Source organism: Bradyrhizobium sp. UFLA05-89 (assembly GCF_059803475.1).
In genome coordinates, this window is the sequence record NZ_JBANBA010000022.1 from 41,616 (window position 1) to 67,089 (window position 25,474).

Consider the following 25,474-nt stretch of genomic DNA (forward strand, 5'->3'; position numbering starts at 1 on the left):
GTGCACTCCCTCTCCCGCTTGCGGGAGAGGGCTATCGCATTGATGTGAGAGCTTGAGGCGCTGAAGCTTCCATATCGTCATGGCCGGGCATAGCCGTCCGAAGGACGGCGTCGCTTCCGCTCGCCTATGTCCCGGCCATCCACGCCTTGCCTAACGGCACAAGGAACGTGGATGCCCGGGACAGGCCCGGGCATGACGCAGTTATCCGTGTAGCGCCCACGGGAGACGTTCACGCCCCCACAAAAGCAAAAGGGCGGCAGGTTTGTCCTGCCGCCCCTTCAGCCAGTCTCGGGATGAAACTTACTTCAGGTTGGTCATCGCCGTCAGGTCGAACGACAGCTTGGCGATGCCGGCCGCGCCGCACCAGTTGGAGCCGACGCCCGACGGGTTGATCGGGGTCACGAAGGTACCGGTGGAGGCGGTGATGTTACCGCGGGCCGACCAGTCGCTGGTGAAGGCGTTACAGTCACCCTTGGAGAGGTTGGTGTCGGAGTAGCGCAGATCCAGCGTGAAGACCTTGTAGGTGAAGCCGATGCCGACGTTCCAGGTGTTGTAGTCGGCATATTTGATGCCGTTCGGGAACGCGAGCGTGCCGTAGAAGCTGTCGGAGGTGCCCAGCCATTGACGGCCGAACTCACCCGACACGTACATGCCGACGCCGCTCGAGCCAAAGATCGTGCTGGGCGCGGTGTACTTGCCGGTGATCGAGGCGTAGTTGCCCCAGGCGCCCGAGTTCAGGTAGCTCGGAGTGTAGTACTCGGTGAAGCCGAACGCCCAGTTGTCGTTCACCGTATAGGTCCCCTTGCCATAGACTTCGAAGAAGCTCAGGTCCTTCTTGATCACGTTGGCATTGAGCAGGGCCTTCTCGGCGCACTCGGCGCCCTGGAAGTTGCCGGCGAAGTCGATGCCGGGCGCGCCGAAATAGCAGGTGCCGCCCGGATACAGGTAGCCCCAGACACCGATGTCGAGCGCGAACGCGCCGAAGGTCGGGCGGATACCGCCGTAGACGTCGACTTCTGCTGCGGCGCGGTTCGGGAATGAGATGCTCTCGGCCGAGACGCCGACATAGAGCTGGAGGTCCTTGGTGACGTTGTAGCGCGGCTCGAAATAAGCCGTGACCGACGGCTTGTGGTTCGACTGGGTGATGCCGCGGAAGATGTAATCGCTCATGATGCCGCCGCCGAAGGCGACGTCCCACGGGTCAAAGGCGGGCGGCGGAGGAGCCTTCACAGCCTTCACCGGCATATCTGCCGCCAGAGCCGAACCCGTCACCATTGCCAGCGCCGTTGCCAACAAAGCCACTTTCTTCATTTCGTTCCCCATCACCTTCCTAAGGCCAGTCCGATCCCGGCGCCCCCCGGGGCATGCGACCCTGACTGAAAAACTCTCGTAACAGCCGCAATCTGGAGTGCGACGCCCAAGCAGTGAAGCAAAAAACACGGGCATCTGCCGACTTTTTGGGCGTAATGGCAATTTCACGAAAGGTTGTCAGCGTGTGTTGCATCTCGAACACAATGATTTCGAGCCGAGGTGCCCCTGACCACGTGATGCTACGGGGAGATTGCCAGGCTGAGGCTTGGCCGCCACGCGTAGGCTCCCCGCGATTCGGCTTGGCTTCGGCCGATGCAAAAAGGCCGCAGCATCAGTGCCGCGGCCTTCCTGCTTGCAGGTTCGCAATTGAGGCCAGGAAGAGCGCCTAGCCCTGCCCGTCAGCAGCTGCGGACGGACCATCGCCGCTCGACGGAGTCGCCCAGCTCGCTTCCGGCGCGGGCTCGGGGGCGGGAGCTTCCACGGGGGCCGGTGGCTTGGGAGCCGGAGCCGCCCTCTTCGCGCTCTTCTTGGGAGCCGCCTTCTTCGCGGATTTCTTCGCGGCCTTCTTGGCCGCCTTCTTCGGTGCGGCTTTCTTTGCCGACTTCTTCGCTGCCTTCTTGGCGGATTTCTTCGCCGACTTCTTCTTGCCGGCCTTCTTCGCAGTCTTCTTCGCCGCTACGGCTTTCTTGGCCTTTTTGGCCTTCTTGCTTTTCTTCTTCTTCGCTTTCGCCATCGTGATCCTCCTGTTGCCGCCGAACAATGTCGATCGGGCCTTCAGTCGTCCACCTCCGGGCGCGGCGCAGTCGGCTAGCTTAATTCGACTAGTTCAATGCCGGCTGCGCGCCGCCCGTCGCCCAATCGAGAAGCTCAATCGTGTGCACGACCGGCACTGATGTCCCGCTGGCAATCTGCACCATGCAGCCGATATTGCCTGCGGCAATCATGTCCGGCTTGACGCTTGCGATGTTGGCGACCTTGCGATCGCGCAACCTGCCCGCAAGGTCGGGCTGGAGAATGTTGTAGGTCCCCGCCGAACCGCAACACAAATGGCTCTCTGGGATATCTTTCACCACGAATCCGTTCTTGGAAAGCAATTCTTTCGGAAGTCCAGTGATTTTCTGCCCGTGCTGCAGTGAACAAGCGGAATGATAGGCGACGACGATGTCGTCGTGTCGCCTCAAGGGCTGAAGCGCGAGACCTGCGACATACTCCGTGATGTCCTTGGCGAGAGCGGAGACGTTGGCCGCATCGCTCGCGAGCTCGCGGTCCTCGCGCAGCAGATAGCCGTAGTCCTTGATGACCGTGCCGCAGCCGGACGTCGTCACCAGGATGGCATCGAGACCGTCCTTTGCCGCCTCGCGACGCCATGCCGCAACGTTCGCCCGCGCCCGCGCGAGCGCATCGTCGTCACGTCCGAGGTGATGGGTCAGAGCGCCGCAGCATTGCTCGTCCCGGACCAGCACGACCTCGATGCCGTGGCGGGTCAGCAGGTTGATGGCGGCCTGGTTGATCCGCGGCGCGAGCACCTGCTGGGCGCAGCCCTGGAGCAGCGCCACCCGCCCCCGCCTCTTGCCGAGCGGCGCAAAGACGCTGCCCGCGGCGGGCCCCGGAGCCGGCAGCCGGCCTGGCGCGAGCGCCAGCATCGCCTTGATCCGCTGCGTCAGGCCGGGCGTAGCCGACGGCCGCGGCGTCGGCAGCAAAGCCGCGAGCGGCCGGGCAAGCCGCGCCAGCGACATGCTGACGCGAAAGCGCTGCGGGTCAGGCAGGACGAACGCCAGCACGGTGCGGAGCAGACGCTCGGCAAGCGGCCGCTCGTAACGCTCTTCGATCCGGACGCGGGCCTGGTCGACCAGGTGCATGTAGTTCACCCCGGACGGACACGTGGTCATGCAGGCAAGGCACGACAGGCAGCGGTCGACATGCTTGACGACCTCCGATGTCGGCGCCTGGTCCTTCTCCAGCATCTCCTTGATCAGGTAGATGCGGCCGCGCGGGCTATCGAGCTCGTCGCCGAGCAGCACATAGGTCGGACAGGTCGCGGTGCAGAAGCCGCAATGCACGCAGGCACGCAGGATCTTGTCTGCTTCCGCGATATCGGGATCGGCGAGCTGGGTGAGCGAAAATTCGGTCTTCATGCCGCGCCCCGCTTCAGCCGCCCGCGATTGAGGATGGTCTTCGGATCGAAGCTGACGCGAACCCGCTCGCTGAGCGCGGCGACACCCGGTGCTTGCGGATGGAACACGTCCACATTGCGCCGCACCTCCTCAGGTGCCCGGACCAGCATGGCGTGCCCGCCGACGGCTTCCGTGCGCCGGCGCACGATGGCGGCTTGCGCATCGTCCTTGGGCGGCACCGCCGCCCAGATCAGCCCGCCACCCCAGTCGTAGATCACGTCGCCGCCGGTGTCCTGCGCAAGCTGCCGGCCGACCGCGGCGCCAGAGGCCGGCGGACACACGATCCGCCACACCGGCCAGGCGCCAAGCGCGCCATCGGCCGCGAACGGCAGCACGTCCCGTATCGCAGTCCACAATGCGGCCGAGGCGCCATCCTCCACGATGGTGGCGGTTCCGAATGGCGCGAGCGTCTCGCGCAGCGCGACCGCGCGGTGAGCGGCCGAGGCGGTGATGCCCTCCAGCCGCAGCACGGTAAGCGGCTCGCCTCGAGTGGCGACGTCGCCGAGCCCTTCGGCTCTCTCCCGGACAGCGGATTTCGGCAGATGCGCCGCGCCCGATACGTCGAAGGGCGAACCGAGCGCCACGGTCATGGCCTTGTTGGCGCTACCGTCATCCAGCCCGCGCAACAGCAGCGTCCGCTCGCTCTCCGGCTTCGGCATGACCTTCAGCGTCACCTCGGTCATGACCGACAGTGTGCCCCAGGAACCGGCGAGCAGCTTGCAGAGGTCGTAGCCGGTAACGTTCTTCACCACCTTGCCGCCGGTCTTGAAGCTGTCGCCGAAGCCCGAGACGGCGTGCGCGCCGAGCAGATGGTCGCGCACCGCCCCCGCCTTGATACGGCGTGGCCCGGCGAGGCCCGCCGCGATCATCCCACCGATGGTGCCGAGCCCGGGCATTGTGCCGAGCCCGGGCATCGTGCCGAGCCCGGGCATCGTGCCGAGCCCGGGCATCGTGCCGAGCCCGGGCGTCCCGAGCAGGGGCGCGGTGTTCATCGGCTCGAAGGCGAACTGCTGGCTCTTGGCATCGATCAGCGACAGCACGTCGGCCAGCGGCGCGCCGGCCTGGAGCGTGATGATCAGCTCGTTGGGCTCATAGGAGGTGATCGCGTTTAGCGCGGAGACGTCGAGCACGGCGTTGGTCGCCATCACATGGCCGATGCCGCGCTTGGAGCCATGGCCGATGATCTCGAGCGGCTGCTCATTGGCAATCGCCGCGCGCACCACCTCTTCGACGTCTTTGGCGTCTCTGACCTTGAGCGTATCCACGGGAAAAGGCGGTAGCGAAATTCGCGTCGGAAATCAATTCGCGCGGGGCTCGCACACCTCATCCCAAAGAAGGTGCAGCCTTTCACCATGCGGTGCGCGGGCCGGTTTGCACCACCCTGCAAGGCACGATCTCACTTCGATCATCATCGAAACATTATCGCCCAAACTTCGCTATTGATCGAACAGTTCTCTCCCCAATGGAGTTCCAACATGAACCAACAGGCGATGAACCAACAAGCCATCCACCAGGCGATCAGTAGCGGGGGTCTTCTGGTCGTGGCGCAATGGGAAGCCAGGGCTGAAGAGGCCGACCACGTGGCCGAGATCCTGCGCACCTTCCTCCCGCAGGCGCAAAGCGAGCCGGGCGTGAAACTGTTCCTGATCAGTCGCGCCAAGGACAATCCGGCGCAGTTCCTGTTCTACGAGCTGTTCCGCGACGAAGCCGCCTTCAGAGCGCATCAGGACAGCGCGCACTTCAAGAGCCATATCGCAGGACAGGCGCTGCCATTGCTGGCAAAGCGCGAGCGCACCCAATACGCGTTGATGTAAGAAGCTCCTCGCACGCTGCGCGCGACTAGATGATCGCGCGCAGCGGCGACCTCCGCAGGATCAGCGCTGAGACGGCGAAGCTACCGGCCGCCGCCAGCATCGTCAGCAACAGTGCCTTCGTGAGTGCGAAGAGCGGTAGCCCATGCAGGAGCATGGCGAAGCCGATCAGGATCGGCGGGTGGATCAGGTAGACCCCGAACGCATTGTCCGAGAGCCACTTGGCGACCGGCCCCTGCCAGTCGAAATGGCGGCGATAGATGGCCAGAATGACAAGACCCATGCCCACACAGACGAGCGCCTCCCACAGGCACTTCCCCGCGCTGACGAGATTGAAGCCGCCGGAATAGAGCGACGTCTCGCCCTCGAGGCCGCCGCCAAGCAGCACCAGCGCCGCGAACAGCGGAACGGAGAGCATGAGCGCCAGCGCTCCCCAGCGCAGACAGGCCCCCTCGGCAAGTCCCGTCATCCAGTTACCGCGATAGCCATAGGCTCCGACCGCGAACATCAGGACGTATTGCGGCAGGTCACCGGGATGAACATTGAGCACCGAGGTGCCGGCCTGCACGACGATGCGCACGGCAAAGGTGGCCCCGGCCATCACCATCACGAAGGCGACGACCATCGGCCAACGCAGCACGACGTTGCGCTCTCGCCAGCCCGACAGGCGGATCATGCCGTAGGCAACCGAGAACAGGAGCAGGACGGCGCAGAACCACATCGGGCCGGTCTCGGACAACCACTCGCCATCCCCGAGATGAACCAGCCACTGATGGCCGAAGCCGCCGCGTCCCCAGGTCCGTGACAGGAAATACTGCGTGAGCGGGCCGATCACGAACATGTAGAGCAGGGTCGGCAAGCCCAGCCGGACGAAGCGGTCGCGGGCGAAGATCGGAAATTCCTTCCGGTCGCAGGATGCGGCGGCGAAATAACCGGCGATGAAGAACAGCACCGCCATGAAGAAGGCCTGGAGGAAGCTCTGGTAGACGCCGAAGAACAGCGCCGTGCCAAAGCCGGTCGCCTGCCGGTCGATGTAGTACCAATTGCCGAACGGGCTGTAGGTGTCGGCCGCGTGCATGCTCAGCACGAGGATGATCATCGACCAGCGGATGTTGTCGATGAACAGGAGCCGTGACTGGGCGTGCGCCCCCGCAGGTGCAGTCGTCGCCGCGCCTACCGGAATGTCCGCCATGCCGCCACCTCGACCGACATGCCAGATCCTCAGAACCGCGGAATGTCCGGAAACGCCAGCTTGCCCGCATGCACATGCATGCGGCCGAGCTCGGCGCAGCGGTGCAGGGTCGGGAACACCTTTCCGGGATTGAGCAGGCCCTGCGCGTCGAAGGCGCATTTCAGCCGCTGCTGCTGGTTGAGGTCGATCTCGTTGAACATATCCGGCATCAGGTCGCGCTTCTCGATGCCGACGCCGTGCTCACCGGTGAGCACGCCGCCGAACTCGACGCAGGCGCGCAAGATGTCGGCGCCGAACGACTCGGCGCGCTCGATCTCCCCGGGCTTGTTGGCATCGTAGAGGATGAGGGGATGCAGATTACCGTCGCCGGCGTGGAACACGTTGGCGCAGCCGAGGTGGTATTTCTCCGACAGCTCGCGGATGCGCGCCAGCGCCTTCGGCAGCGCGCCGCGCGGAATGGTGCCGTCCATGCAGAGATAGTCGGGCGAGATCCGACCGACGGCGGGGAACGCCGCCTTGCGGCCGGCCCAGAACAGATTGCGCTCGGCCTCCGAAGTCGAGATCTGGCAGGTGGTCGAGCCGCAGCCTTGCGCGATCGCCTCGACGCGCTTGATCAACTCGTCGACCTCGACGCCGGGACCGTCGAGCTCGATGATCAGGAGCGCCTCCACATCGAGTGGATAGCCGGCATGGACGAAGGCTTCGGCGGCGTGGATCGCGGGCTTGTCCATCATCTCCATGCCGCCGGGAATGATGCCGGCGCCGATGATCCGCGCCACGCATTCGCCGGCCGCCTCGACCTGCGCAAACCCGACCATCAGCGCGCGCCCCGTCTCGGGCTTTTGCAGAATGCGCACCGTGATCTCGGTGATGACGCCGAGCAGGCCTTCCGAGCCCGTGATCACGCCCATCAGATCGTAGCCTGGATTCTCCGCCGCCTTGCCGCCGATGCGCAGGATCTCGCCGCTCATCAGCACGAACTCGCAGCCGAGCACGTTGTTGGTGGTCATGCCGTATTTCAGGCAGTGCACGCCGCCGGAATTTTCAGCGACGTTGCCGCCAATCGAGCAGGCGATCTGCGACGAGGGATCGGGTGCGTAATAGAAGCCAGCATGCGCGACCGCCTGGCTGATCGCGAGGTTGGTGACGCCGGGCTCGGTGACGACGACGCGGTTGTCGAAATCGATCTCGCGGATGCGCTTGAACTTGCCGAGCCCCAAGAGCACGCCGTCTTCCAGCGGCAACGCACCGCCAGACAGCGAGGTGCCTGACCCGCGCGGCACCACCTTGATACCGTGCTCGGCACAATATTTCAGGACCAGCGAGACCTGCTCGGTGGTATCGGGCAGCACCACGACCATCGGCGGCTGCCGATAAGCGGTCAGCCCGTCGGACTCATAGACCCGCATCTCGGCGGCGCTGTCGATCACGCCCTCGCCGGGGACGATCGCGCGCAAGGCGGCGACGATCTCGCTGCGACGCGCCAGCACGGCCTGGTCGGATGCGGGCATCATGATGGCCATGTTACGAACCTTCGTCAGACGCTGGAAAATGTCCCGCCAAATCAATCATGTCCTGCCGGCTTTGGGTAGGTCCTCCGAAGGTCGCATTGCTTTGTTGCAGCGCAAGTTCTCTCTGGGGCAAGTCTGCTATCGCGAAACCTGTCAAACTTTCGCGGCTTGTCCACCTGCACCGGACCTGCCAAAACCACGACACTCAATCTGACCCCGGGAAGAGACGAAGAGCATCCTATGACAAAACTGACTTTCGGCGCGCTGGTTGCCCTCGCCATGACTGCCGCAGCGTCCACCGCCATATCTTCCACCGCCATGGCGCAGGACGCCGCAGCCGGCAAGACGTCGTTCAACAAGTGCCTCGCCTGCCACGCGATCGGCGAAGGCGCGAAGAACAAGGTCGGACCGGAGCTCAACGGCCTCGACGGCCGCAAATCCGGCACCGCGCCGGACTACAATTATTCAGACGCCAACAAGAATTCCGGCATCACCTGGGGTGAGGCGGTATTCAAGGAATATATCAAGGATCCGAAGGCCAAGATCCCCGGCACCAAGATGGCGTTCGCCGGCATCAAGAACGAGAAGGAGATCAACGATCTCTGGGCCTTCGTCTCCCAGTTCGACAAGGACGGCAAGGTCAAGCAATAACGCAGCGAGATTTGGCGGCCGCTAATCGGCGGCCGCCTTCTCGGCCATGATCGCGGCGATCAGCGCCTCGATCTCGGTCTTCACCAGGTCCGGCTCCGTGGTCTGCACCATGTGGCCGAGATTGGGCAGCACGATCAGCTTCGCATTCGGCACGGTCGCGGCGAACGGGCGGGCGTGGATATTGGTGGATACCGTCTTGTCGGGCTCGCCGGCGATAACCACGGTCGGCGCAAAAATCTCGCCATAGCGCGGAGCTTGCGCGGCCACCGACGCCTTCAGCGTCACCAGATCATAGGCATTGGCGATGAACTCGCGCGGGCGCAGCAGCAGCGGCGTCGCGGAGTCCTGCACGAAGCCGTCCGGCATCGTCTGCGGCAGGAAGACGTTCCGCGCGCCGGGCGTTGCAAGCAGATAGCCGAGCGGCAGCGTGATGGTGTAGGCGAGCAGCGGACCGATCACCGGCATTGCGATGATCTCATTGTAACGCCCGACGCCGCCGCGCCAGGGATGGGTGACCGGCGCAAGCATGACGAGACCTGCGACACGACCGGCATGATCGAGTGCAAGCCGCGCGCCGAGCGCACCGCTCCAGGAATGCACCACGAACACCGCGCGATCGATGCCGAGCTTGGCAAGCGCCTCGTCGACCATCCGCGCCTGCACCTCGGCCGTCGAATCCTCGAGTCGCGCCCGCGTGCTCCAGCCGTGGCCGGGGCGATCGATCAGGATCACGCGATGGTTTTCGGCGAGGAGATCGCCCAGCGGACGCCGCATCACCTCCAGATTCGAACTCGCACCATGCAGCATGACGATCGGCAAGGTAGCATCGCGCGGGCCGAGATCGACGACGTGCAGCGTTGCGCCGGCGACCTCGATCATCTCGCCCTGCGGCGGGAAGGCGCGCTCGACCGCCCAAACGCCGACCAGCGTGACGGCGACAAGCGCTACGAGCGCCGTCACGACGAGAAACACGATCATGAAGATGGTCCGGGCGATCCAGGGCACATGGCAGTTACGGTCTCAACGTCCGGCAGTTTCTTTTCGGCTTGCGCGCGCGGGTACGTCCTGCCTGTGGATATCAATAGAATTCAATTTGGGAAAATATCAACAAAATCAATGATGGCCTGAACGCATGGCACCAATCGGGCCGCTTCATGCAGCCGTCATCGCCGCCTCCATATAATCGCCACGGTCGGTTCCGCCTCTAAGCACGGGCGGGCGCCGATCCTCCACGCAATCCACAGGAACGCGGGAAAGACCGGCAGATTGTTCTGTTTTGGATTGGAGGTATTTCGATGAGTCTGCGATCTAAAGATGCTGCGATCGACGAGATCGTCGCGAGCTGCAGTGGTGATCTGCGCGGCGCGGTACGGGCGCTGCTACTGATCAACGAGCATCTCGAAGCCGAGCTTGCAAAACTCTATGCCGCTGCCGCGGACCGGAGCCTCGTCGAGCGCGGCGACCACATCCTGCATTAGGTGAACCTAGTTCTCGCTGTCGTCATCCTTGTCTTCGCCGGCATCTGGCCTCGGACAGGCACGGATCGTCGACCGCGCAAGCTTGGCGTCGGCCTTGGACTTGTAGGGACCGTCGCCGAACCAGATGTCGCCGATGATGACGGGATTGCTGGTCACGATCTCGCATTTGCCGGTGGCACGGTTGCCCACCACCCAGAATAGCCCGTCGGCAAGACAGACCGTCGCGGACGCCAGCACCAACGCACCCGCAAGGATCACGCGTTTCATCGCACGGCTCCACTTGTGGCTGTCATGCAGCTAATCCCGAAGGCGCGGGAAAAACATCCCCTCGCGGCGAGGCAACTCGACGCGTGGTTAATGGCCGCGCTCCGCAGTCGCTCAAAACAACATCGAGTTGGGGCTAGATATCCCGGCCTTCGACCTTCTCGGTCAGTGACTTGACCTGATCGGGGATCTTGTCGAGGTGCGGATTGATGGCGAGCGCCTTGCGGTAGGCATCGAGCGCACGCTTCTCGTCGCCGATCTCCTGCATGATCATGCCGAGACCTGCGAGCGCGCCGAAATGCCTCGGCTCCCGGATCAGTACCTCGCGAATGTCGGCGAGCGACCGGCCATAGTCGTTTTGCATGTAGTAGAGCGTGGCGCGCCGGTTCCAGGCCTCGATATAGTCGGGGCGAAGCTTGATGACGGCATCGAGCAGCTTGATCGCGACGTCGACCTTCTGCGCATCCACGGCCGCCTTGGCCCGCGTCATCAGGAGCGCTGCCGTATCGCTGGGGGTCTGGAGCCAGATCGCCCAGATCCGCGCCTCGACATGCTTGGCGCTGATATCATCGGGCGCGGCCTTCAGCGCGCCGAACAGGAAGTCGAGATTCTTGGTGCGGTCGACCTTGGGCAGCTTGGCCGGCGCCTCGGGTAGCTTCTTCTGCTTCACGGGCGGACCTGAGGGGTCATCCTGTGCGAAAGCCGGGGCGACGACCGCCAGCGCGGCCAGAAGGGCGGCCAGACGGAGGGAGTGCGCGGACAAGAATCTCACTGCCATGGCGAAAGTCTAAACGCGCAAAGCCGCCCTTGGGAAGCAAGGACGGCGTCAAAGTCGTGTGAGACCGTGGTCTTGCGGGGCCGCGCGCGAGGCCCTCGGCAGGGTCTTAGCCCTGGCGAGCCTTGAAGCGGCGCTGCACCTTGTTGATCACATAGACCCGGCCCTTGCGGCGGACCAGGCGATTGGCGCGGTGGCGACCGCGCAGCGATTTCAGCGAGTTACGGACCTTCATGGCAGAATCCTGAACGTTCGAAAGGCCGTGTTCGGCACTACCGTTTCGGCACGCGCGAATGTGGCAAAATGAGATTTTTCCCGCTGGCGGACTGACCGCCCGGGACGGGGCGGTTCTTAAGGCATGGCGGGAGGTGATGTCAATCTTAACTGCCCCGTTCCGCCCCACCAAATTCTTGAAAACAATCCCATGCAAAGTAGAAAGCGGCCGGATCGGCCCAAATCTATACCTCCTGCGACGCCTTGCCAAATTCGTTATATGATATAATCAATTTGGCAACCCTTCGGGAGGAAACCAATGCCCAAGCTGAAGCTGCCAAATATCGACGACGTCGTCGCGATCGACATCCACACCCACGCGGAGGAGCCCTGCGGCTGCCACCCCGACGACGGCTATGACGATTTCCAGGCGCAGATGGCGGAATACTTCAAGTCGCCGAACAAGCATCCGCCGACTGTGCCCGAGACCGCGGCCTACTACCGCGCCAAGAACATCGCCGCCGTGATCTTCCCGGTCGATGCCGAGCGCGAGACCGGCTTCCGCCGCTACAACAATTACGAGATGCTCGAGGTCGCCTCCGACCATCTCGACGTCCTCATTCCCTTCGTCTCGATCGATCCGCACAAGGGCAAGCTGGGCGTGCGCGAGGCGCGCAAGCTGATCGAGGAATACGGCGTCCGCGGCTTCAAATTCCACCCGACCATGCAGGGCTTCTACGCCAACGACCGCATGGCCTACCCGCTCTACGAAGAGATCAACAATGGCGGCGCGATCGCGCTGTTTCACACCGGCCAGACCGGCGTCGGCTCGGGCATGCCCGGCGGCATGGGAATGCGGCTGAAATATTCCAACCCGATGTACATGGACGACGTCGCGGCTGACTTCCCCGACCTCAAGATCATCCTCGCCCACCCCTCCTTCCCCTGGCAGGAAGAAGCGCTGTCGGTCGCGACCCACAAGCCGAACGTCTATATCGACCTGTCCGGCTGGTCGCCGAAATATTTCCCGCCGATCCTGGTGCGCTATATCAACTCGATCCTGCAGGATAAGATGCTGTTCGGCTCGGACTGGCCGGTGATCACACCAGACCGGTGGCTGGCCGACTTCGCCAAGATCGATATCCGCGACGAGATCCGGCCGAAGGTGCTCAAGGCTAACGCGCGCAAGCTGTTGGGGATCTAACGAAGAGGTCAGCGTGACGATCAAAGCCGTCGTCTTCGACGCCTACGGAACGCTCTACGACATCCAGTCGGTCGCAGAGATCACAGAGGATGCGTTCCCGGGCTACGGCGAGATCATCACGCAGGTGTGGCGGATCAAGCAGCTCGAATACACCTGGTTGCGCTCGCTGATGCAGCGCTACCAGGATTTCGCCGCCGTCACGCGCGACTCGCTTACCTATACGCTGCGTGTGCTTGGGCTCGCCTATGAGAGCGACGCCTTCGAGCGCGTGATCGCGAAATATCTGCATCTCGAGCTCTATCCGGACGCGGCCGACGCGCTTGCAGCGCTGAAGCCGCGCAAGCTCGCCATCCTCTCCAACGGCAGCCCGGACATGCTCGACGCGCTGGTGCACAATTCCGGTCTCGACAAGCTGCTCGACGCCACGATCAGCGTCGATGCGAAGAAGGTCTTCAAGCCGAGCCCGCAGGCCTATGCGCTGATCAGCGAGGTGTTCGGCACCAGGCCCGACGAGGTGCTGTTCATCTCGTCAAATCCGTGGGACGTCGCCGGCGCCAAGGCGTTCGGACTGAACGTCGCCTGGATCGAGCGGGTGACACCGGAAGCCATGGCACTGGCTTGCGTCGAAAGCGATCTCGTGGCACCGCTGACGATGTTCAAGGCGATCCGGACCCAGATGGACGAGCTGGGCCTTGCGCCGGATCATCGCGTCCGCTCACTTTCCGAACTGTCCGAGATTGCCGCCCGCCTATGAGCATTCAATCCGTTCGCGACTTCTTCGCCGAGAAAGCTCCAGACATCACCGTGATCGAATCGCCGATCAGCTCGGCGACGGTGACGCTCGCCGCCGAGGCCTATGGCGTCGAGCCCGGCCGCATCGCCAAGACGCTGTCCTTGCGGATCGGCGAGCGCGTCGTCCTGATCGTCGCCAGCGGCACCTCGCGCATGGACAATAAGAAGGTGAAGGCGCAGTTCGGCGGCAAGCCGAAGATGCTGGGGCTCGAAGAGGTCGCCGACATCACTGGCCACGAGGTCGGCGGCGTCTGTCCGTTCGGGCTGAAGGCGCCGCTGCCGATCTATTGCGACGTGTCGCTGAAAGCATTCGACGTCGTGGTGCCGGCCGCGGGCTCAACCCACAGCGCGGTGCGCATTGCACCCGATCGCATGGCCGAGCTGGTCGGCGCCGAATGGGTCGACGTCTGCGAGCACCGACCTTAGGCCGCGCTAATGCTTGCCGGTTCACCTCTCCCGAAGGGAGAGCTCGGATCGCAGCGACAGATGCGATCCGCGTGAATGGTTACGGCCTCTCTGAACGCTGCGGCCCTCACCCGGATTGCTTCGCAATCCGACCTCTCCCCGCTGGGGAGAGGTGAATTCGAGGCGATCGACCGCACTTTATCTCATCGGCTTTAATAGTTGTCATCGTAGTAAGGCCGCGGCGGGGGGACTGCAGGAGGCGGCGGCATATTGTCGTAGCGCGGCGGTGCGGGCCGGCCGCGCGGCAGCACTTGTGGCGGCTGCGCCTGGTTGTTGGTTTCAAACACCGCGCGGCATCCGCTGGAAAGCTGCGGCGTGTTGTGCCGCAGGCAGGCGACGATCCGGTTCACGTCAGGAATCTGGTCGCTGCACAGGCGCCAGACATCCGGCGTGCAGGCCATCTGTTGTTCCATGGTGCCGCGATATTCCTGAGCTGAGACGGCGCTCGCGGCGACCGTGCCGCCGATCGCAAGCGCCACACCGAGCGCAATCGGCCCTGTTCGCATGTCTCGATCCTTCTCATTTTCTCTCAAACGCTCCTCAATCAATGAGGCGCGCGAAGGTTCTGGACCAACAACAAAATGTGAAAGCCGGAACGGAACCTATTCCACCTTGCCGATCTTCTTGACCGCTGCGATCAGCCGCGCGCTGTCGGCCGCGACGAACTGTGAAAACTCGGGCGCGTCCTGATAGGCGACGAGACTGCCCGAGGCCGCGAATGTCTTGAGGACATCCGCGCTCTTCATCACCTGCTCCATCGCCTCGCGCAGACGACTGACGATCGGCTGCGGCAGCGCGCTCTGCCCGAACAGGCCGGCCCAGATGTACATCTCGACATCTCCAAAGCCGATCTCCCTGAAGGTCGGGATGTCGGGAAAGCTCGCGATGCGCTGCGCACCCCAGTTCGCCAGCACGCGCAGCTTGCCGTCATCGACCTGCGGCTTCAGCGTGCCGGGCGCCGCCGCGATTGCCTGCACCGTGCCACTTAGAATCGCGGTCAGCGCTGGACCGGCGCCGCGGAACGGCACATGCAGCAGCTTGATGTCGGCGCTGACGGCAAACATCTCCATCGCGACGTGCAGTGTCCCGTAAGGCCCCGACGAGCCGTAGGTGATCTGCCCCGGACGCTTCTTCGCATCGTCGACGAACTCCTGCACCGTCTTCCACGGTGCCGATGCCGGCACAGCAAGCAACGTTGGATCGGCGAGCACGCGCGCGATCGGCGTGAACTGCGAGACCTCGTAGGCGACGGGCCGGTTGAACAGCCGGTCCGCTTCCGGCAGCACCGCGAGCGAGGACAGCGTCATCAGCAGCGTGTGTCCATCCGGCTCGGCGCGCGCGGCAGCCGCATTGCCGACCGATCCGCCGGCGCCGCCAGCACGATTGTCGACGATGACCGACTTGCCGAGGATGCGCTCGAGCGCCATCGCAACGGGACGCGCCGCGAGATCGGCCTGGCCGCCGGCCGGAAACGGCACGATCATGGTGATGTTGCGCGAGGGATAGGCTTGCGCAAAGGCGACGCGCGTCAGCGCTGTCTGTGCAAGCGGTGTAAACGCCGCGGCGCGCAAGAGATCGCGTCGGTTCATAGCCAGCCCTCCCCGTCTTTGTTGTTCCCAGCAGAGTAGCGCGGCGATGCGAATGAACAAAGGTATCACCGTGCCGCATCTGTGCATTTTAGGCCGGACACAGCGCAACATTTGCGAACTGTTATCCCTGCATCTCAAAGTGCAGGAACGGATCCCGCCGCGCGTGATTGAATTGGCGGGAGACCACGGGATGAACGAGATTCGCACGATCGATGGTGCGCTGGACGAGATGCTGGTGAATCTCGCCGGCATTGTGCTGCGGCTGGCAAAACCGGATCTGACACGAACGCCGGAGGCGCGGCGCGCGCTGGTGTTATCGGTCAATCAATACTCAGCCTGCGCCGCGCGATCGAGCGATCCGCGGGTGCATGAGCTGAAGGCGCAGCTGAAAGAGACGCTGAAGCCAAGCCTGCAGGTGATCGCCAGCGACGGGATGAAGTCGTCGTAGGCGCAGTGTCGTAGGGTGGGCAAAGCGAAGCGTGCCCACCATCATTCGCCAAAATCTCCCGCGATTTCCCGCACGTTCCCTCCCCAATCGGGAGGGCGAATGCCTTGCGCGACGTAACGATGGAAGCTGCTGGGCAACCAATCGCCTACTCGCGCAACTGGTCCATGTTTCACAGGATTTGAAGTGGGTGTAGTCAATATGCCGTTCCAAATCCGCCTCGTCTCGAATCGCGTGCTCCCAATAGCGGCGTTGCCAGATCCCTTTTTCGCGCTTGGCAACCTTGCTTGCCGAACTCGGCCGTGAGTCCAAGCCTCGCGAAAAGGTGCCTTTGACCAGATTCCATCGGGACGAAAAGTCGGCATCGTCCTCTGGCAGTTCCCAAATGGCATGCACATGATCAGGCAAGATGCAGATTGCCACGGTCTCAAATGGGCGACGCTGCTGAACAGTGCGGTAGGCCCGCCTCAGACGATCAATCTCATCAATCAGTAACGTGCTCGAACGATCGGCAAGAACAACAGTGAAGAAGAATACCTTGCCGGTTGCTCGACGATACTGAGGCATTTGCAACTCTCTCACCGAAAGTGGTGGGCACGCTTCGCTTTGCCCACCCTACGAGAATCATTGCTCGTTCGCCAGAGAGCTACGACTTGCAAGAGACGCTGAAGCCGAACCTGCGCGTGGTTGTGCGTGATGTGGCTAAGGTACCACGGGCGAAGATGCAGTAGGGTGGGCAAAGCGAAGCGTGCCCACCGAAACTAACCCGCCTTCGCGCGCTTCTTCGTCTGCCGCTTGCATGTGCCCGGCAATTTCGCCGCAAGAAACTCGGCAAGCACCTCGACACGCGCAGGGCGCGGGCCGCCGGGTGGGGTGACGAGATGCACGGCGCCTTCGGCCTGCTTCCAGTCCTTCAGGATCACCTCGACCTCACCGGATGCGATGGCCTCACCGACGATGAATTCGGGAAGATCGGCAATGCCGAGCCCTGCGAGCAGCGCCGGCATCACGGCCTCGCCATTGTTGACGCGCAATTGTCCGGCCGGGCGCACGCTCGCCTGCTCGCCCGCGCTGTTGGTGTAATGCCAGACGTTCGGCGTGGTGAGATAGGCGTAGCTGAAGCATTTGTGCTCGGCGAGGTGCATCGGATGTGTCGGCCGGCCGTGGCGCTTGAGGTATGACGGCGCAGCGACCGTGTAGCGCGGCATGGTGAAGAGCCGCCGCGCGATCAGCGAGGAATCCGGCAGCCGCGCGATGCGCAGTGCGGCATCAAAACCCTCGCCGATCAGATCGACGGTGGCATCGCTCAAATGCAGGTCGACCGAGACCTCCGGATAGGTCTGGAAGAACTCCGGCAACAGCGGCGCGACCGCTTTGACGCCGAAGGTCATGGGCACCGCGAGGCGCACGAGGCCGCGCGGCGCGACGGATTGCGCCAAGGCCTCGTTCTCCGCCGCCTCGCCGTCGGCGAGCAGACGCGTCGCCCGATCGGCGAGCTTGTGGCCGGCGTCGGTGAGCGCGAGCCGGCGCGAGGTGCGATTGAACAGCCGCGCGCCAAGCCGCTCCTCCAGCCGGGTCACCGCCTTGGAGACGGTCGCCTTCGACATCGCAAGCTCGCCTGCGGCGGCCGCAAATGACCGTAATTCCACGACTTTTGCGAAGATCGCGAGTGCCTCGAAATCCGGGAGTTTTGCCATGGGAGCGCCCCGTCAGTCACGTTTATGGAAACAATGTGTTTCGACAGTTTCTATTTCTATACCACAAGCGGAAGCATATCAAAGGGGCATCAGACATTCAGGGAATGGAGAAATCCAATGACCAAGAAGCTCTCAGGCAAGGTTGCTCTCGTCACCGGCGGCTCGCGCGGCATCGGCGCGGCCTCCGCCCGCGCTCTCGCCGATGAAGGCGCCGACGTCGCCATCAGCTACGTCGCCTCGCCCGACAAGGCCGAGGCCGTCGTCGCCGAACTGAAGACCAGGGGCGTGAAGGCGCGTGCCTTCAAGGCCGACCAGGCCTCGGTCGCTGAGGTCGAACAGCTCGTGAAGGACGTCGCGAATGAGTTCGGCCGTCTCGACATCCTCGTCAACAATGCCGGCGTCGCCGCCGGCGGCGCCATCGACGATGCCAAGGCCGACACCGCGGCACTGGCGCGCCTCGATGCCGTCAACGTACATGGCGTGATCGCGGCGATCCGCACCGCTTCGCAAATCATGGGTGAAGGCGGCCGCATCGTCACCGTCGGCTCGATGCTCGCCGACCGCGCCTCGTTCCCCGGCCTTGCCGACTACGTCGCGACCAAGGCCGCGGTGGTCGGCTACACCAAGGGCGCAGCGCGCGACTTGGGGCCGCGCGGCATCACCGTCAACGTGGTGCAACCCGGCTCGATCGACACCGACATGAATCCGAAGGATGGCGGCGAGTTCGCCGAGACCCAGCGCAAGCAGCACGCGCTGCAGCGCTTCGGCCGACCCGAGGAAGTCGCAGCCGGCGTCGTCTTCCTGGCGAGCCCGGAAGCCTCCTTCGTCACCGGCACCGTGCTCAACGTCGACGGCGGCTTTGGCGCCTGATCGGACGCGGACAATTCAAGCAAGGAACCACGCACATGATTGAAATCAGACCCTTCGCAAAGCTCGGCAGCGCCGATCACGGCTGGCTCAAGGCCAGGCATCATTTCTCCTTCGCTGGCCATTACGACCCCGACAACATGGGCCACGGCGCCTTGCGCGTCTGGAACGATGACGAGATCGCGCCGAATACCGGCTTTCCCGCTCATCCCCATGCCAACATGGAAATCATCACCTATGTGCGCGAAGGCGCGATCACCCATCAGGACAGCCTCGGCAACGAGGGCCGCACTGAAGCGGGCGACGTTCAGGTGATGAGCGCCGGAAGCGGCATCCGCCACTCCGAGTACAATCTCGAGCCGACGAAGACCAAGATCTTCCAGATCTGGATCGAGCCGGTCGGAAGCGGCGGCCAGCCGACCTGGGGGTCAAAACCGTTTCCGAAGGCAAGCCGCAACGGCAAGCTCGTCACCATCGCGAGCGGCTTCAAGGATGACAAGGAAGCGCTGCCGATCCGCGCCAACGCGCGGGTGCTCGCCACGACGCTCAAGGCCGGCGAGAGCGCGCAATACGAGCCGATGCAGTCGCGTCACCTCTATCTCGTGCCGGCCGCTGGCGCAGTCGAGGTCAATGGGGTGCGCATCAACGCACGCGACGGCGCCGCAATCCGCGACGAAGCCAACCTGACGATCACGGCGCTTGAGGATTCCGAGCTCGTGCTCGTCGATGCAGCGTAAGGCGCTCGGACTCCGAACTCGTCATGCCCGGGCTTGACCCGGGCATCCATCACCTTCGGAAGACTCTTCGAGGGGTGATGGATTGCCGGGACTTCTGGCGCGAAGACGCGCTTCGCGCTTTTGCCCGGCAATGACACGAATTTCCAAACTCACCATCACTCAACGGAGACTACCCATGGCTAAAGTTCTCGTCCTCTATTATTCCGCCTACGGTCACATCGAAGCGATGGCCAATGCCGTTGCCGAAGGCGCGCGCGAAACTGGCGCGACCGTCGACATCAAGCGCGTGCCCGAGCTCGTGCCGGCCGAGGTCGCCAAAGCCTCCTACTACAAGGTTGACCAGGCCGCTCCGGTCGCCAAGGTCGACGACCTCGCGAATTACGACGCGATCATCGTCGGCACCGGCACCCGCTTCGGCCGGATGTCCTCGCAGATGGCAAACTTTTTGGACCAGGCCGGCGGCCTCTGGGCCAAGGGCGCACTGCACGGCAAGGTCGGCGGCGCCTTCTCGTCGACCGCGACGCAGCATGGCGGCCAGGAGACGACGCTGTTCTCGATCATCACCAACCTCCTGCATTTCGGCATGGTCGTGGTCGGCCTGAACTACGGTTTTGCCGGCCAGATGAAGCTGGACGAAGTGACGGGCGGCGCGCCCTACGGAGCCACCACGATCACCGGCGGCGACGGCAGCCGCCAGCCCAGCGCCAATGAGCTCGCCGGCGCGCGCTATCAAGGGCGCGTGATCGCGGAGACCGCCAACAAGCTGCATGGCTGATGCCTTCGGGGCGGCATTCTCCTTGCGGATGCCGCCCCATGTCAGCTTGCAGGAGCAACGTATGGCTTTCGAAATTCTCCTGATGGCGCAGATGATCCGCAAGCCCGTCGAGGCGCTGGCCCGGCGCTGGTATTGCCGCAGCCTGTTTCGCGCCTCGCGCGGCCGGCTGCACTGCGCCGAGTGCACCGGACGGTGAAGCACCTCGGCTAGCGCTGGGTCTTGCCCATCGCGCGATTCGCAAGAGCGGCAAGCCGTGGATGGCGGCGCAGGCCCTGGGCCGCATGATCGCGCAGCACATAGGGCACGCCGCGCCAGGACAACGCGACGCTGACGTCGGTCAGCGGAAGCGGCACGGCGCCGAAGCGGCGCTTGTAGTCGTGATTGCCGATGCTGAGATCGAAGCGGCGCACGCCTTCTCCATGCAAGGCCGCCATCGTGCATTCGGTCACGAGCAGGCCCGGCGAGCAGGCCGACCACGGCCTGCCAGCGTTGCCGATGCGCAGCAGATAGTAGGTCGCGCCGTATCTGAGGCCCAACGACGTCGCGATGATGCCCTCGTCGCACACCAGCGCAGAGACGATCGCATAGCCCTCGGCAACGCCCTGCCGGATCACGTCGCGATAGAATTTCGCGTGGCTCTCGTCGCTGAGGACGAACTTGACTCCGAGCTGCTTCATGCGCTGCTGCTGCTGGACGTCCATCGCATCGAGCAATCTCAGCGCATGGTCGACATCGCTCGCGATCTCGAAACGCGCGCCTGCGTGACGGCTGAAGACGCGCCAGCAGCGCGGCAGTTGCATGCGCTTGATCGAGGTGCGGTAGTCCGAATAATCGTCGCCCGTCAGCACCAGATTGCCATTGAGCGAACAGGATCCGACACGGCCGAGCGACACCAGCGGGTTCGGCTTGCCACCCACAAAGGCCGGCATCTTCTGCAGGCGCAACAGATCGATCTGATCCGGCAACGCGCGCAAGCCATTGACCAGCGCATCGCCGATGGCGCGCGCGCCGGCGGCATCGCATGCGGCGCCTGGCGCCAGGATCGGCGCGTTGTTGTCGGACACGCCGAGATCTGCGAACTCGACGATGCGTATGCCACCCTTGCTGCGGCTGATCATCGGCACCAGCGCGATGTCCTGGCCGGCTGCAGCATCGGAAATGATTGCGATCAGCGGAGAGACGTCGCGGAATGCGTCGTACCAGGCCGCGAGCCAGTCACCGTGCTGGAACGCCGTGCGGTGGCCCGCACCCAGGCGTGACGCGGCGTGCTTCCAGTCGCGCACAAAATCGATCGCGATTTCGGACGCGCTGGTCACCCGACCGTCTAGTTGCTCGACGCTGAGAAACGCCATCCGCCCTGGGCATACAGTTGCTGAACGTTTCCAGATGAATAGCGTTTTGTCGCCAACCACAAGTTACGTTGCTGCTTATCGTTAAGCCGATACCGTTGTGTCGGGCAAAACTGTTCATGTCCCGATACGGGACGTCGTCGGAGCCCATCCTGCGACAAACTGTCGGCGGCTCAGGCGTCCTCCTTGTCCAAGCATTGGAACCTGGCGAGGAAATGCAGACCGGCGACCGCGAGCACGAACAGGAACCAGGTGGGATTGATCCGATCGAACAGGAAGGTCTCGGTCGTCCCGAAGTAAAGACCGAACAGCCAGATCGTCAGGAACAGCTTGGCCAGCGGGCGGCTGCGGCTGTTGCCCTGGACGACCTGAAAATTCCTGAGCGGGGCGGTAACGAAAATGAGGATGCAGAGCAGGAGGCCCGGCAGGCCGATCGTGACCGCGAGGTCGAGGTAACTATTGTGACTATGCGCCGCGGTCACGGCCCACTCGGCACCCTTGGCGGTCTCGCGCTGGCTGACGTCGTCCCAGAATGCCGCGTAGCCATGACCCAGGATGGGCTTTTCCGCCACCGCCGCCAGCGCGAACTCCCAGATGTCGCTTCGGCCGGTGAAGGTCGGATCGACCGGAAGCTGCCTCGTGAGGGCCGCAAGAGTGGGACTTGCGACGCTGCCAACCGTCAGCAGGTTCATCACGATCAGCGGCGCGAAGCAGATCAGCCGCTTCAGCCAGAGGCTGCGGGTAACATAAACCAGCGATGCCAGAAGATAGATGACAAGACAGAGCGCTGACGAGGTCTTGCCGCCGGTGAAGATCAGGAACACGCTGGCAAGTACTGCGATCGCGGGCCCCATGACGAACGATCCGCCCGCGGCAAGATAGATGCCGAGATAAACCAGAATGGACATCACGGGCGATGCGACGTTCTTGTGCCCGAAACTACCGCGCCAATCGCCGGCAAGCTGCGGCTCTGCGATGTCGACGGCCGTATGCATCGCAAATTCCGGCGCCAGCATGACGCCGAGATAGCACAGGGCGAGCAGCACGAGGGCCGCGAGCCCGAGACATCGGTTGAAGCTCTTCTGCGTCGGTGGCAGCAGCGGCAGCAGGATGGCGAGCGCAGTCACGCTTCCCGTCAGCACGAAACGCTGCGTGGACACGCCCCGGTTCTCCGAGAAAACCAGATTGATCAGCATCCAGCCGATGAAGCAGAGATGCAGCGGCGTCAGGAGAGTCTTGAGCGACGGCCCATCCTGTGCGGCAGTCAGCAGCACGGCGATTGCGGCCAACCCCGCAAATGCAATGTAGGACAGCGCTAATCGACCCGAGGCGGCGTTGGCAAGGTCGGCATTGCGCAAATCCGGGAACGGTTCCAGGGTCACCAGCACCAGGAGCAACGCTGCGACCGCGACGACGCAGCGCGCGGCCTCGAGGACGCTGAGCCCGGCGACGAACGCGCGCAGCCCCTGACCGAGCGGCCGGGCCCCCACGCCAGTGATGTCGGCGGCACTGCGATCCATCGATCACCCTTAGCCGACCGGTGCTAACCTTTCGTCAACCAGCATGCTTCCCGGCCACGCCTCCGCGTCGGCCGCTTAACGCTAATATGCAAAAGCCGGCCTCGAGCCGCCTTTGCTGCAAAGCTTTGACGCTTATCTGGCTATCATCGAAGGCGACCCAAGCCGCCATCGCGCGGCGCCGGCGCCGATATACGGCCTGGTTAACGAACCATTAAAAACGCTGCTCCAGACGACGAGACGTCAATTGACCACCGCCGGCGCCATCCTTGATCCACCGCTGGGCGCGCCGTCCGTCGAGGCGCGCGCCAGTGCCACTGCGCGCTCGGCCAACTTCGTCTCCATCGTCATTCCCGCCAAGAACGCCGCTGCCTATATCCGCGAGACGATCGACAGCGCGCTCGCGCAAAGTGCCGATGTCGGCGAGGTCATCGTCATCGACGACGGCTCGAGCGACGAGACCGCAGCCATCGTCGGATCCATCCGCGACAGCCGGCTGCACCTTGTCGCGAACGAGCTCGCGGGCGTCTCGGCGGCGCGAAATCTCGGCGCACGAGCGGCGCGCGGAGGATGGCTGCTGTTCCTCGACGCCGACGATCGTCTGCGCTCCGGCGCGGTGGCGACGCTGGTTGCAGCCGCGAAGGCCGCGCCCGCCGCCGTTGTCGTCTATGGCGACTACGATCTGATCGACAGTGATGGGCGGCCGATCGGCCGGCGCGGCCTCCTAAAAGGGCGCAGCAAGCCGTCAGGCGATGTGCTCGCGCGGCTCGCACGCGGCAATTTCATCGTCAACGGCGGTATCATGCTGGTGCGCACTGACGCGTTCTGGACGGCCGGCGGTTTCGACGAGCGGCTCAGCCTGTGCGAGGACTGGCATTGCTGGTGCCGCCTGGCCGCGATCGGCGACTTCCAGTTCGTGCCCGCGCTGCTCCTCGACTATCGCCTCCACAGCGCGAACACCATGAATGCAGCCACGCGCTCGCCGCGCGACTTCTTTCCGGCCGTGGAGCGCGTCTTTGCCGACGAGCTGATCCTCGGCAAGCTCGCACCGGAGAGTCGGCCCGCCCTGCGGCAGGCCGCCGAGATCCATCTCATCACATATGCGGCGACCCAGGCGGTCCGCTTCGGCCGCCATCGTGATGCCCTGCGCTATATGCGCATGGTTGGGCAGCGGTCTCTCACCGCGCTGCCGCGATCGCTCGCGAAGCTGATTCTCGCCCGCTTCGGTATCTAAAGCATGATCCGGAAAAGTGTGAAGCGGTTTTCCGGAAAGATCATGCGCAAACAACAACCTAAAGCGCGATGACGGTTCATCCTAACCTCATCGCGCTTTAGCCGTCAGGAGACGATCTTCGAGGCCTCGTAAGGCCGCTGTTCGATGCCGAGGGCGGCAAGCGCGCTGCCGAACGCAACCATCACGGGATGCATCGCGACGACGGCTCTGGTCGAGAACGACAAGCGCGCCGCGCGAACCAGCGACAGCGGCAGTCTTCCGAGCATCGCCGCAAAGACACGCGCCCGCGCCGCCGCAGTCGTTGCCGCCTTGGATTGCACCCGATAATTGATCGCTCCGATGCGCAGGCCACGCTTTGCGATCCACCCCAAGCTCGTGCGGCTTTGCGACACCGTCTCGGTGATCACGGCTTCCGCGGTCCAGTGGAACGTCATGCCGGCGTTTCGGCACCGCATGAAGAAATCGCAGTCGCCGCCGCCGAGAAAGTTGAAGCGGAGGTCGAAGGCCGGACTGCCGAGCCGATCGAACACCGAACGCGTGATCAGGCAGTTGCCGCAGCCATAGATCAGCGGCACGGCACCGCTGTAGTCATAGGCCGGACAGAAGGCGGGATGGCGCGCGAGCCATGGCTTGCTGTCGTCGTCGAAGAGCGGCAGCACCGGACCGCCGACCACGTCTGCGCCGGTCGCTTCCGCGGTACGAACCATCAGCTCGAGCCAGTCGGGCGAGGCAATCTCGTCGTCGTCGATCATCAGGAAACGGATCGCGAGCGGAAACAATGCCTGCGCGGTCTCGAAGGCGGCGTTGATCGCCTGACAATTGCCCTGCCGCTTCTCGACCAGGCAGACGCCCTGAAGCTTTCCGGCAGCCAGGTACTCGGCGGCAACCGGCGCGCTCTCGCGCCGGGCGGCGTCGTTCTCCACCATGACCACCGCAAACGAGCGCGCAGTGCGCTGGGCCGCCAGCGACTCCAGCGTCAGGCGCAAATGCTGCGGGCGGCGAAAGCAGGGAATGCAGACGACGATGCCAACCGAGAGGTCGAGCACGCGCGAGCTCGCGGCGATCTCCCGGTTGGGGTCGCGCACGGCGCTCGTGATGCGGCTCGTGGACAGCTCGGTCGGGAGCAGGGTCATGATATCGTTGAATGACCGAGATGTGTTGAAAAACTCCTGCTCCACGACGGCACAGTAAACTTGCCGCGAAACACAGATGTCCCAATATGGCGCCGTCCGGCGGGACGTCTCCTCATGCCGAACAAGACCATTGCGCGCGGCGCAAGTGCCCAAGCCGCTGAATCCAGGCTCGCTTGCAAGCCAATCGTCATCCACATAACCGCTCTCACGCGCTTTTCCTTGCGAATCTGCGTCGAACTTCTCCTGCAATTTCCGATCCAACACGCAGCAGCAGTACGCGGCGGACGATG

General features: G+C 63.8%; 28 protein-coding genes and 1 pseudogene. 12 read left to right on the forward strand and 17 right to left on the reverse strand.

What is annotated here, in order from left to right:
- Positions 1-300: 300 nt before the first annotated feature.
- From SO139_RS14420 to SO139_RS14435, 4 genes are all read right to left on the reverse strand, one after another.
- Positions 301-1,311, reverse strand: a complete 1,011-nt coding sequence (locus SO139_RS14420) for a TorF family putative porin (RefSeq protein WP_449377462.1) — start codon at positions 1,309-1,311, stop codon at positions 301-303.
- Between the two features lie 385 nt (positions 1,312-1,696).
- Positions 1,697-2,044: a hypothetical protein gene (locus SO139_RS14425; protein ID WP_449377463.1), complete on the reverse strand. Its 348-nt coding sequence runs from the start codon at positions 2,042-2,044 to the stop codon at positions 1,697-1,699.
- Between the two features lie 88 nt (positions 2,045-2,132).
- Positions 2,133-3,446 carry a glycolate oxidase subunit GlcF gene (gene glcF / locus SO139_RS14430; RefSeq protein WP_449377464.1) on the reverse strand — a complete coding sequence of 438 codons (1,314 nt, stop codon included), beginning with the start codon at positions 3,444-3,446 and terminating at the stop codon, positions 2,133-2,135.
- The gene (locus SO139_RS14435; RefSeq protein WP_449377465.1) at positions 3,443-4,750 is read right to left on the reverse strand and encodes an FAD-binding protein; all 1,308 of its coding nucleotides are present in this window, start codon (positions 4,748-4,750) and stop codon (positions 3,443-3,445) included. The genes glcF and SO139_RS14435 overlap by 4 nt, the downstream gene beginning before the upstream one ends.
- A gap of 210 nt (positions 4,751-4,960) precedes the next feature.
- On the opposite strand from SO139_RS14435, the gene SO139_RS14440 reads away from it, so the two are divergent.
- Positions 4,961-5,299 carry a putative quinol monooxygenase gene (locus tag SO139_RS14440; RefSeq protein WP_449377466.1) on the forward strand — a complete coding sequence of 113 codons (339 nt, stop codon included), beginning with the start codon at positions 4,961-4,963 and terminating at the stop codon, positions 5,297-5,299.
- 25 nt (positions 5,300-5,324) lie between these two features.
- On the opposite strand, the gene SO139_RS14445 is transcribed toward SO139_RS14440, so the two are convergent.
- Both SO139_RS14445 and SO139_RS14450 read right to left on the reverse strand, forming a co-directional pair.
- On the reverse strand, positions 5,325-6,488 hold the full coding sequence (locus tag SO139_RS14445) for an acyltransferase family protein (RefSeq protein ID WP_449377467.1): 1,164 nt from the start codon (positions 6,486-6,488) through the stop codon (positions 5,325-5,327).
- 29 nt (positions 6,489-6,517) lie between these two features.
- Positions 6,518-8,011 (reverse strand): FAD-linked oxidase C-terminal domain-containing protein, encoded by a 1,494-nt coding sequence (locus SO139_RS14450; protein ID WP_449377468.1) that lies wholly within the window; start codon positions 8,009-8,011, stop codon positions 6,518-6,520.
- 228 nt (positions 8,012-8,239) lie between these two features.
- Between SO139_RS14450 and cycA the strand changes: the two genes are divergently transcribed.
- Positions 8,240-8,650 carry a cytochrome c-550 CycA gene (gene cycA / locus SO139_RS14455; RefSeq protein WP_449377469.1) on the forward strand — a complete coding sequence of 137 codons (411 nt, stop codon included), beginning with the start codon at positions 8,240-8,242 and terminating at the stop codon, positions 8,648-8,650.
- 21 nt (positions 8,651-8,671) lie between these two features.
- Here cycA and SO139_RS14460 read toward each other — a convergent pair whose 3' ends face one another.
- Complete coding sequence (locus SO139_RS14460; RefSeq protein WP_449377470.1) at positions 8,672-9,628, reverse strand: alpha/beta fold hydrolase; 957 nt, start codon at positions 9,626-9,628, stop codon at positions 8,672-8,674.
- A gap of 317 nt (positions 9,629-9,945) precedes the next feature.
- Between SO139_RS14460 and SO139_RS14465 the strand changes: the two genes are divergently transcribed.
- A complete protein-coding gene (locus SO139_RS14465) occupies positions 9,946-10,128 on the forward strand; it encodes a hypothetical protein (RefSeq protein ID WP_449377471.1) in 183 nt (60 codons plus the stop codon).
- A 6-nt stretch (positions 10,129-10,134) separates the two neighbouring features.
- On the opposite strand, the gene SO139_RS14470 is transcribed toward SO139_RS14465, so the two are convergent.
- The 3 genes from SO139_RS14470 to ykgO all read right to left on the reverse strand — a co-directional run bounded on the left by SO139_RS14470 (position 10,135) and on the right by ykgO (position 11,402).
- Positions 10,135-10,395 carry a hypothetical protein gene (locus SO139_RS14470; RefSeq protein ID WP_449377472.1) on the reverse strand — a complete coding sequence of 87 codons (261 nt, stop codon included), beginning with the start codon at positions 10,393-10,395 and terminating at the stop codon, positions 10,135-10,137.
- 133 nt (positions 10,396-10,528) lie between these two features.
- Positions 10,529-11,170: a tetratricopeptide repeat protein gene (locus tag SO139_RS14475; RefSeq protein ID WP_449377473.1), complete on the reverse strand. Its 642-nt coding sequence runs from the start codon at positions 11,168-11,170 to the stop codon at positions 10,529-10,531.
- Between the two features lie 106 nt (positions 11,171-11,276).
- A complete protein-coding gene (gene ykgO / locus SO139_RS14480; RefSeq protein ID WP_006611362.1) occupies positions 11,277-11,402 on the reverse strand; it encodes a type B 50S ribosomal protein L36 in 126 nt (41 codons plus the stop codon).
- Positions 11,403-11,699: 297 nt separating this feature from the next.
- Between ykgO and SO139_RS14485 the strand changes: the two genes are divergently transcribed.
- The 3 genes from SO139_RS14485 to SO139_RS14495 are packed head-to-tail and all read left to right on the forward strand — an operon-like array spanning position 11,700 to position 13,802.
- Complete coding sequence (locus tag SO139_RS14485) at positions 11,700-12,584, forward strand: amidohydrolase family protein (RefSeq protein WP_449377474.1); 885 nt, start codon at positions 11,700-11,702, stop codon at positions 12,582-12,584.
- A gap of 13 nt (positions 12,585-12,597) precedes the next feature.
- On the forward strand, positions 12,598-13,338 hold the full coding sequence (locus tag SO139_RS14490) for a haloacid dehalogenase type II (protein WP_449377475.1): 741 nt from the start codon (positions 12,598-12,600) through the stop codon (positions 13,336-13,338).
- Positions 13,335-13,802 (forward strand): YbaK/EbsC family protein, encoded by a 468-nt coding sequence (locus SO139_RS14495; RefSeq protein ID WP_449377476.1) that lies wholly within the window; start codon positions 13,335-13,337, stop codon positions 13,800-13,802. The genes SO139_RS14490 and SO139_RS14495 overlap by 4 nt, the downstream gene beginning before the upstream one ends.
- Before the next feature lie 191 nt (positions 13,803-13,993).
- Here the strand turns inward: SO139_RS14495 and SO139_RS14500 are convergent, their stop codons facing one another.
- Both SO139_RS14500 and SO139_RS14505 read right to left on the reverse strand, forming a co-directional pair.
- Positions 13,994-14,347 carry a hypothetical protein gene (locus tag SO139_RS14500; RefSeq protein ID WP_449377477.1) on the reverse strand — a complete coding sequence of 118 codons (354 nt, stop codon included), beginning with the start codon at positions 14,345-14,347 and terminating at the stop codon, positions 13,994-13,996.
- Positions 14,348-14,443: 96 nt separating this feature from the next.
- Positions 14,444-15,430, reverse strand: a complete 987-nt coding sequence (locus SO139_RS14505) for a tripartite tricarboxylate transporter substrate binding protein (protein WP_449377478.1) — start codon at positions 15,428-15,430, stop codon at positions 14,444-14,446.
- A gap of 190 nt (positions 15,431-15,620) precedes the next feature.
- Here SO139_RS14505 and SO139_RS14510 point away from each other — a divergent pair, with 190 nt between their 5' ends.
- Positions 15,621-15,878 carry a hypothetical protein gene (locus tag SO139_RS14510; RefSeq protein WP_449377581.1) on the forward strand — a complete coding sequence of 86 codons (258 nt, stop codon included), beginning with the start codon at positions 15,621-15,623 and terminating at the stop codon, positions 15,876-15,878.
- A gap of 41 nt (positions 15,879-15,919) precedes the next feature.
- Here the strand turns inward: SO139_RS14510 and SO139_RS14515 are convergent.
- Both SO139_RS14515 and SO139_RS14520 read right to left on the reverse strand, forming a co-directional pair.
- Positions 15,920-16,442 (reverse strand): annotated as a pseudogene (locus SO139_RS14515) (REP-associated tyrosine transposase).
- Positions 16,443-16,636: 194 nt separating this feature from the next.
- Positions 16,637-17,572, reverse strand: a complete 936-nt coding sequence (locus tag SO139_RS14520; RefSeq protein ID WP_449377479.1) for a LysR family transcriptional regulator — start codon at positions 17,570-17,572, stop codon at positions 16,637-16,639.
- A gap of 117 nt (positions 17,573-17,689) precedes the next feature.
- Between SO139_RS14520 and SO139_RS14525 the strand changes: the two genes are divergently transcribed.
- The 4 genes from SO139_RS14525 (at position 17,690) to SO139_RS14540 (ending at position 20,147) form a co-directional block, all read left to right on the forward strand.
- Entirely contained in the window at positions 17,690-18,442 is a 753-nt protein-coding gene (locus SO139_RS14525) for an SDR family NAD(P)-dependent oxidoreductase (RefSeq protein WP_449377480.1), read from the forward strand.
- A 35-nt stretch (positions 18,443-18,477) separates the two neighbouring features.
- Positions 18,478-19,176: a pirin family protein gene (locus tag SO139_RS14530; RefSeq protein ID WP_449377481.1), complete on the forward strand. Its 699-nt coding sequence runs from the start codon at positions 18,478-18,480 to the stop codon at positions 19,174-19,176.
- A gap of 175 nt (positions 19,177-19,351) precedes the next feature.
- Positions 19,352-19,951, forward strand: coding sequence for an NAD(P)H:quinone oxidoreductase (gene wrbA, locus SO139_RS14535; protein ID WP_449377482.1), 600 nt, complete (start codon positions 19,352-19,354; stop codon positions 19,949-19,951).
- 61 nt (positions 19,952-20,012) lie between these two features.
- Positions 20,013-20,147 (forward strand): hypothetical protein, encoded by a 135-nt coding sequence (locus tag SO139_RS14540; protein ID WP_449377483.1) that lies wholly within the window; start codon positions 20,013-20,015, stop codon positions 20,145-20,147.
- Positions 20,148-20,157: 10 nt separating this feature from the next.
- Here SO139_RS14540 and SO139_RS14545 read toward each other — a convergent pair whose 3' ends face one another.
- The gene (locus SO139_RS14545; RefSeq protein WP_449377484.1) at positions 20,158-21,303 is read right to left on the reverse strand and encodes a GNAT family N-acetyltransferase; all 1,146 of its coding nucleotides are present in this window, start codon (positions 21,301-21,303) and stop codon (positions 20,158-20,160) included.
- A 170-nt stretch (positions 21,304-21,473) separates the two neighbouring features.
- A complete protein-coding gene (locus SO139_RS14550) occupies positions 21,474-22,820 on the reverse strand; it encodes an O-antigen ligase family protein (protein ID WP_449377485.1) in 1,347 nt (448 codons plus the stop codon).
- Positions 22,821-23,064: 244 nt separating this feature from the next.
- On the opposite strand from SO139_RS14550, the gene SO139_RS14555 reads away from it, so the two are divergent.
- Entirely contained in the window at positions 23,065-24,051 is a 987-nt protein-coding gene (locus SO139_RS14555; protein ID WP_449377486.1) for a glycosyltransferase, read from the forward strand.
- A gap of 104 nt (positions 24,052-24,155) precedes the next feature.
- On the opposite strand, the gene SO139_RS14560 is transcribed toward SO139_RS14555, so the two are convergent.
- The gene (locus SO139_RS14560; RefSeq protein ID WP_449377487.1) at positions 24,156-25,184 is read right to left on the reverse strand and encodes a glycosyltransferase family 2 protein; all 1,029 of its coding nucleotides are present in this window, start codon (positions 25,182-25,184) and stop codon (positions 24,156-24,158) included.
- Positions 25,185-25,474 lie beyond the last annotated feature (290 nt).

Bases quoted from the DNA above. Each gene is read 5' to 3' on its own strand.
- SO139_RS14420 (WP_449377462.1), bottom strand. From the start codon at position 1,311: ATGAAGAAAGTGGCTTTGTTGGCAACGGCGCTGGCAATGGTGACGGGT.
- SO139_RS14425 (WP_449377463.1), bottom strand. From the start codon at position 2,044: ATGGCGAAAGCGAAGAAGAAGAAAAGCAAGAAGGCCAAAAAGGCCAAG.
- glcF (WP_449377464.1), bottom strand. From the start codon at position 3,446: ATGAAGACCGAATTTTCGCTCACCCAGCTCGCCGATCCCGATATCGCG.
- SO139_RS14440 (WP_449377466.1), top strand. From the start codon at position 4,961: ATGAACCAACAGGCGATGAACCAACAAGCCATCCACCAGGCGATCAGT.
- SO139_RS14445 (WP_449377467.1), bottom strand. From the start codon at position 6,488: ATGGCGGACATTCCGGTAGGCGCGGCGACGACTGCACCTGCGGGGGCG.
- SO139_RS14450 (WP_449377468.1), bottom strand. From the start codon at position 8,011: ATGGCCATCATGATGCCCGCATCCGACCAGGCCGTGCTGGCGCGTCGC.
- cycA (WP_449377469.1), top strand. From the start codon at position 8,240: ATGACAAAACTGACTTTCGGCGCGCTGGTTGCCCTCGCCATGACTGCC.
- SO139_RS14460 (WP_449377470.1), bottom strand. From the start codon at position 9,628: ATGATCGTGTTTCTCGTCGTGACGGCGCTCGTAGCGCTTGTCGCCGTC.
- SO139_RS14465 (WP_449377471.1), top strand. From the start codon at position 9,946: ATGAGTCTGCGATCTAAAGATGCTGCGATCGACGAGATCGTCGCGAGC.
- SO139_RS14470 (WP_449377472.1), bottom strand. From the start codon at position 10,395: ATGAAACGCGTGATCCTTGCGGGTGCGTTGGTGCTGGCGTCCGCGACG.
- SO139_RS14475 (WP_449377473.1), bottom strand. From the start codon at position 11,170: ATGGCAGTGAGATTCTTGTCCGCGCACTCCCTCCGTCTGGCCGCCCTT.
- ykgO (WP_006611362.1), bottom strand. From the start codon at position 11,402: ATGAAGGTCCGTAACTCGCTGAAATCGCTGCGCGGTCGCCACCGCGCC.
- SO139_RS14485 (WP_449377474.1), top strand. From the start codon at position 11,700: ATGCCCAAGCTGAAGCTGCCAAATATCGACGACGTCGTCGCGATCGAC.
- SO139_RS14495 (WP_449377476.1), top strand. From the start codon at position 13,335: ATGAGCATTCAATCCGTTCGCGACTTCTTCGCCGAGAAAGCTCCAGAC.
- SO139_RS14500 (WP_449377477.1), bottom strand. From the start codon at position 14,347: ATGCGAACAGGGCCGATTGCGCTCGGTGTGGCGCTTGCGATCGGCGGC.
- SO139_RS14505 (WP_449377478.1), bottom strand. From the start codon at position 15,430: ATGAACCGACGCGATCTCTTGCGCGCCGCGGCGTTTACACCGCTTGCA.
- SO139_RS14510 (WP_449377581.1), top strand. From the start codon at position 15,621: ATGAACGAGATTCGCACGATCGATGGTGCGCTGGACGAGATGCTGGTG.
- SO139_RS14520 (WP_449377479.1), bottom strand. From the start codon at position 17,572: ATGGCAAAACTCCCGGATTTCGAGGCACTCGCGATCTTCGCAAAAGTC.
- SO139_RS14525 (WP_449377480.1), top strand. From the start codon at position 17,690: ATGACCAAGAAGCTCTCAGGCAAGGTTGCTCTCGTCACCGGCGGCTCG.
- SO139_RS14530 (WP_449377481.1), top strand. From the start codon at position 18,478: ATGATTGAAATCAGACCCTTCGCAAAGCTCGGCAGCGCCGATCACGGC.
- wrbA (WP_449377482.1), top strand. From the start codon at position 19,352: ATGGCTAAAGTTCTCGTCCTCTATTATTCCGCCTACGGTCACATCGAA.
- SO139_RS14540 (WP_449377483.1), top strand. From the start codon at position 20,013: ATGGCTTTCGAAATTCTCCTGATGGCGCAGATGATCCGCAAGCCCGTC.
- SO139_RS14545 (WP_449377484.1), bottom strand. From the start codon at position 21,303: ATGGCGTTTCTCAGCGTCGAGCAACTAGACGGTCGGGTGACCAGCGCG.
- SO139_RS14550 (WP_449377485.1), bottom strand. From the start codon at position 22,820: ATGGATCGCAGTGCCGCCGACATCACTGGCGTGGGGGCCCGGCCGCTC.
- SO139_RS14560 (WP_449377487.1), bottom strand. From the start codon at position 25,184: ATGACCCTGCTCCCGACCGAGCTGTCCACGAGCCGCATCACGAGCGCC.